The 532-nt window shown below is 52.1% G+C and carries 1 protein-coding gene; it reads right to left on the bottom strand.

Going from position 1 to position 532, the window contains the following annotated elements; translation table 11 throughout:
- Nucleotides 1-302: 302 nt before the first annotated feature.
- A partial coding sequence (locus ONB24_08630) for an alpha amylase C-terminal domain-containing protein (GenBank protein ID MDZ7316173.1) occupies nt 303-532 on the bottom strand: 230 nt, incomplete at its 5' end.

Genomic DNA, 532 nt, shown 5'->3' with positions numbered 1-532 from the left:
CAAAGGAACCGTGATTCGGCTGGGGATAGATTGTGCTGTTCGCCCAGGCCTCGCCGTGTTCTAATCTTTCGTCGCGGTAATAAGCGTACACCTGGGCAGCGGCGGCTTTCACGAGTTAAACAATGAAATCGCAAGAAGTTAGAGCCCCATAAAAACCGGTACTATTTATCCGCATGATAAGCCAGATTTGCAAAGACTAGCGCCCCCGAATTTGATCGACACACCGCCCCCTGTTCATAACGTCACGAAATAGAAACGGCGCCGCAAAAGGCGCCGCTGCATTTATTCTGTTTGCTGGAATGTCATACCTGACGTTTGAACACGACCGTTGCCAACGGCGGCAGATCGATTTCGATGGAGTAGGGGCGATAGTGCCAGGAAATGGGATCGGAATGTTTGCCGCCGTAATTTCCCTTGTTGCTGCCCCAATAGATCTCCGAGTCCGTGTTCAAGATTTCGCGATAAAAGCCGGCCTCCGGCACGCCGATGCGGTAATTGGGACGATAGACGGGGGTAAAGTTGCAGACGAACA

This window comes from candidate division KSB1 bacterium (assembly GCA_034505495.1).
GTDB lineage: Bacteria > Zhuqueibacterota > Zhuqueibacteria > Residuimicrobiales > Krinioviventaceae > Fontimicrobium_A.
The sequence above is the reverse complement of the archived record's forward strand: the minus strand, read 5'-3'. Positions and strand labels throughout refer to the sequence as shown.